Source organism: Kitasatospora sp. NPDC057512, assembly GCF_042802135.1.
Classification (GTDB): Bacteria; Actinomycetota; Actinomycetes; order Streptomycetales; family Streptomycetaceae; genus Kitasatospora.
Map to the genome: position 1 here is coordinate 1 of NZ_JBHVET010000691.1, position 4,641 is coordinate 4,641.

3 protein-coding genes are annotated in these 4,641 nt (G+C 75.3%); all 3 read right to left on the bottom strand.

Annotated elements, in window-relative coordinates:
- A partial coding sequence (locus ACFU6K_RS31990) for a 4-coumarate--CoA ligase family protein (protein ID WP_380668974.1) occupies positions 1 to 1,594 on the bottom strand: 1,594 nt, incomplete at its 3' end.
- Between the two features lie 391 nt (positions 1,595 to 1,985).
- Positions 1,986 to 3,158 (bottom strand): acyl-CoA dehydrogenase family protein, encoded by a 1,173-nt coding sequence (locus ACFU6K_RS31995; protein WP_380668976.1) that lies wholly within the window; start codon positions 3,156 to 3,158, stop codon positions 1,986 to 1,988.
- A 57-nt stretch (positions 3,159 to 3,215) separates the two neighbouring features.
- The coding region (locus ACFU6K_RS32000; protein WP_380668978.1) for a biotin/lipoyl-containing protein at positions 3,216 to 4,641 on the bottom strand (1,426 nt) is incomplete at its 5' end.

Consider the following 4,641-nt stretch of genomic DNA (forward strand, 5'->3'; position numbering starts at 1 on the left):
GGACGGCGGCGCGCCCGGCCTCGCGGGCACGCAGTTCGCGGCGCAGGATCTTGCCGGCCGCGGACTTGGGGACGGCGTCGACGAACTCCACCAGGCGGACCTTCTTGTACGGGGCGACCTGTCCGGCGACGTACCCGGTGACCTCCTCGGCGGTCAGGTCGCTGCCCGGGGCGCGGACCACGAAGGCCTTGGGGCACTCGGTGCCCTCGGCGTCCGGGACCCCGATCACGGCGGCGTCGGTGATCTGCGGGTGGCCGAGCAGGACGGCCTCCAGCTCGGCGGGGGCGACCTGGTAGCCCTTGTACTTGATCAGCTCCTTGACCCGGTCGACGATGTGCAGGTAGCCGCGCTCGTCCACGAAGCCGACGTCGCCGGTGTGCAGCCAGCCCTCGGCGTCGACCACCGCGGCGGTCTCGGAGGGGCGGCCGAGGTAGCCCTTCATCACCTGCGGGCCGCGGATCAGCAGCTCGCCGCGCTCGCCGGGCCCGAGGTCGCCGTCGGAGCCGTCCAGGGCGGCGATCCGCAGCTCGGTGGAGGGGACCATCCGGCCGACGGAGCCGGGCGGGGGGTCGCCCTCGCGCGGGGAGACGACGTGGGTGACCGGGGAGAGTTCGGTCATGCCGTAGCCCTGGAGCAGGTGCGGCAGGCCCAGGCGCCGGGCGCAGGCGTCGGCGAGTTCGTGGTCGAGCGGGGCGGCGGCGCACAGCAGGTACTCGACCGAGGAGAGGTCGTACTGGTCCACGACCGGGTGCCGGGCCAGGGCGAGGGCGATCGGCGGGGCCACCACCAGGGCCTGCACCCGGTGCTCCTGGACGGTGCGGCAGAACTGCTCCAGGTCGAAGCGGGGCAGTACGACCACGGTGGCGCCGCAGCGCAGCGGCTGGTTGAGCAGCGCGGCCAGTCCGTAGATGTGGAAGAACGGCAGGACGGCGAGCACCCGTTCGCCCTCGGCGGGGCGGTAGAGGGCGTCGCACTGGGAGAGGTTGGTGGCGATCGAGCGGTGGGTGAGCATCACGCCCTTGGGCAGGCCGGTGGTGCCGCTGGAGTACGGGAGCACGGCGATGTCCTCGCCCGGGTCGACGGCGACCTCGGGGGCGGGGCCGGTGGCGGCCAGCAGGTCGGCGAGCGAGCGGTGGCCCTCGGCGCCGTCCAGGACGACGGTCTCGGCCAGCGGGCGGCCCTGTTCGGCGAGGAGTTCGGCGGCCGCACGGGCGGTCGGCAGGAAGCGGGAGACGGTGACGAGCCAGCGGGCGCCGCTGTCGCGCAGCTGGCGGGCCAGGTCGGCGGGGGTGGCGAAGGACGAGACGGTGGTGACGGTGGCGCCGGCCCTGGTCGCGCCGTAGTAGGCCATCGGGTAGGCGGTCGAGTTGGGGCTGAAGAGGGCGACGACGTCGCCGCGGCGGACGCCTGTCTCGGCCAGTCCGGCGGCCACCCGCTCGACGGCGGCGGCGAGTTGGGCGTAGCTGGTGGTCTCGCCGGTGACGCCGTCGATCAGGGCCGGGCGGTCGCCGTACTTCGCCGCGGCGCCGAGCACCGCCTCGTGGATCGGCAGGTCGACCACGGCAACGTCGGGGAACTCGCTTCGGAACACCAAGGTGGGCCTCCAGTATGGAAGTTGACGTAGCAACAAAACCGGCGAGCAGTTCCGTGCGGGGCGCGTTCAGGAGCATACGGACAGTCGGGGGTCTGGCTCGGCCATTGTGGGGAACCCGTGATGGACCATCCGTGGCACGGTCGCGCCCGGGGGGCGCCCGACCGGAGGGCACGCACCACGGCCGCCCGCCCCCGGGAGCGGCGCCGCCGCCGCAACTCCCCGCCGTGGGGCCCCTGTCCGGCCCCGTCCCGCCCCTGCCGCGCCGGCCGCACCGGGTGACGGCGGCTACGTCAAGGCCGGCGCCGGCACCACCCTGGCGGGCGACACCGAACGGGTGGCCGACCGGGGTGGTGTGCGACGGCGGTCGCCCAGGACCGCCGGCGGCGGCCGCTCAGTACGACTTCGGCAGCCCGAGGGTGTGCTGGGCGACGTAGTTGAGCACCATCTCGCGGCTGACCGGGGCGACCCGGCCGACCCGGGTGGCGGTCAGCAGCGCGCCCAGCCCGTACTCCTGGGTCAGGCCGTTGCCGCCGAGGGTCTGCACCGCCTGGTCCACCGTCCGGGCGGCGGCCTCCCCCGCCGCGTACTTGGCCATGTTGGCGGCCTCCCCGGCGGCGAGGTCCTCGCCCGCGTCGTAGAGCAGCCCGGCCTTCTGGGTCATCAGCCGGGCCAGTTCGATCTCCACCGCGCACTGGGCCAGCGGGTGGGCCAGGCCCTGGTGGGCGCCGATCGGGGTGGACCAGACGGTGCGGGTCTTCGCGTACTCGACGGCCTTGCCGAGGGCCTGGCGGGCGAGGCCGAGCGAGAAGGCGGCGGTGAGGACCCGCTCGGGGTTGAGGCCGGCGAACAGCTGGAGCAGGCCCGCGTTCTCGTCGCCGACCAGGGCGTCGGCGGGCAGCCGGACGTCGTCCAGGAAGACCTGGAACTGCTTCTCCGGGGCGACGAGTTCCATCGGGATCGCCCGGTACTCGAAGCCGGGGGTGTCGCGCGGGACGACGAACAGGCAGGGCTTCAGCTTCCCCGTCCGTGCGTCCTCGGTGCGGGCCACGAACAGCACCGCGTCGGAGTGGTCGATGCCGGAGACGAAGACCTTGCGGCCGGTCAGCAGCCAGTCCTCGCCGTCCCGGCGGGCGACGGTGGATATCCGGTGCGAGTTCGAACCGGCGTCCGGCTCGGTGATGCCGAAGGCCATCCTGCGGCTGCCGTCGGCCAGGCCGGGCAGCCAGCGCCGCTGCTGCTCCGGGGTGCCGTAGCGGGCGATCACGGTGCCGCAGATCGCCGGGGAGACGATGAGCATCAGCAGCGGGCAGCCGGCGGCGCCGAGCTCCTCCAGGACGATGGCGAGGTCGGTGATGCCGCCGCCCCCGCCGCCGTGCTCGGCGGGCAGGTTGACGCCGAGGTAGCCGGCCTTGCCGGCCTCCGCCCACAGTTCGTCGGCGGGCTCGCCGGCCCGGGCCTTGGCGAGGTAGTAGGCGGAGCCGTAGCGGCGGCCGAGGTCGCCGACGGCCCGGCGCAGGGTCCGGCGTTCGGGGGTCTCCAGGAGCTGACTGCCGATGGTGGACATGCGGGGTCCTTCCTCAGGCTTCGGTGGGCCGGACGTCGGGCTTCGGTGGGCCGGACGTCAGGCTTCGGTGGGCCGGACGACGGCCAGCAGGGTGCCGGTCTCGACCTGCCGGCCGGGGGTGGCGCGCAGTTCGACGAGGGTGCCGTCGACCGGGGCGACGACGCGGTGCTCCATCTTCATCGCCTCCAGCACCAGCAGCGGCCGGCCGGCGGTGACGGTGTCCCCGACGGCGGCGGCGACCCGGACGACGGTGCCGGGCATCGGGGCGAGCAGCGCGCCGGGGTCGGTGCGGACGGCGGGTTCGGGGAAGCGCGGCAGGGCGGTGAGCGCGGTGCCGCCGGCCGGGGTGTCGACGTGCACCCGGTCGCCGTACCGGGCGACGCGGTAGGTGCGGCGCAGCCCGCCCTCGGACAGCACGACCCGGTCCGGCGCGGCCTCGACGAGCTCGACGTCCGGGTGGTCCTCGGCCAGCAGGCCGGTGCGGGTGAGCCGGTAGCGGACGGCCGCCTCGGTGCCGTCCTCGGCCCGGTAGCGCTTGAGCTGCGGCTGGGAGGGCAGGTTGCGCCAGCCGGAGGGCAGCGCGCCGCGGCGGTCGGCGGCGTCGGCGAGGGCGGCGGCCAGCGCGGCGCGGTCGACGCCCTTGGTGTCCGGGGCGGTGAGGTCGGCCGCGTGCTCGGCCAGGAAGCCAATGTGCAGGTCGGCGGCCAGGAAGGCCGGGTGGCGCAGGGCGCGGACCAGCAGCTCCCGGTTGGTGGCCGGGCCGTGGACGCGGGCGCGGGCGAGCGCGTCGGCGAGCCGGCGGGCGGCGGCCGCGCGGGTGGGGCCCCAGGCGATCACCTTGGCGAGCATCGCGTCGTAGTGCGGGGTGATCACGCTGCCGGACTCCACCCCGGAATCCAGCCGCAGGCCGGTGCCTGCTCCGGTGCCCGCTCCGCTACACGTGAACTCCTGGTACGGGAGCGTCAGTTCGAACCGGTGCAGGGTGCCGGTGGCCGGCTGCCAGTCCCTGGCCGGGTCCTCGGCGTAGAGCCGGGCCTCGATCGCGTGGCCGGCGGGGACCGGGGGGTCGGGCGGCAGCTCGGCGCCCTCGGCGACGGCGAGTTGCAGGGCCACCAGGTCCAGGCCGGTGACGGCCTCGGTGACCGGGTGCTCCACCTGGAGGCGGGTGTTCATCTCCAGGAAGAAGAACCGGCCGTCCCCGGCGAGCAGGAACTCGGCGGTGCCGGCGCCCGTGTAGCCGATCGCCCGGGCCGCGGCGCGGGCCGCCGCGTGCAGTTCGGCGCGGACCTCCGGCGGCAGGCCGGGGGCCGGGGCCTCCTCGATCACCTTCTGGTGCCGCCGTTGGAGCGAGCAGTCGCGGTCGCCGACCGCCCAGACGGTGCCGTGGGCGTCGGCCAGCAGCTGGACCTCGACGTGCCGCCCGGCGGGCAGGTAGCGCTCGCAGAACACCTCGTCCGAGCCGAAGGCCTTGGCCGCCTCCGCG

Coding starts and splice junctions, on each gene's coding strand:
- ACFU6K_RS31995 (WP_380668976.1), bottom strand. CDS start 3,158: ATGTCCACCATCGGCAGTCAGCTCCTGGAGACCCCCGAACGCCGGACC.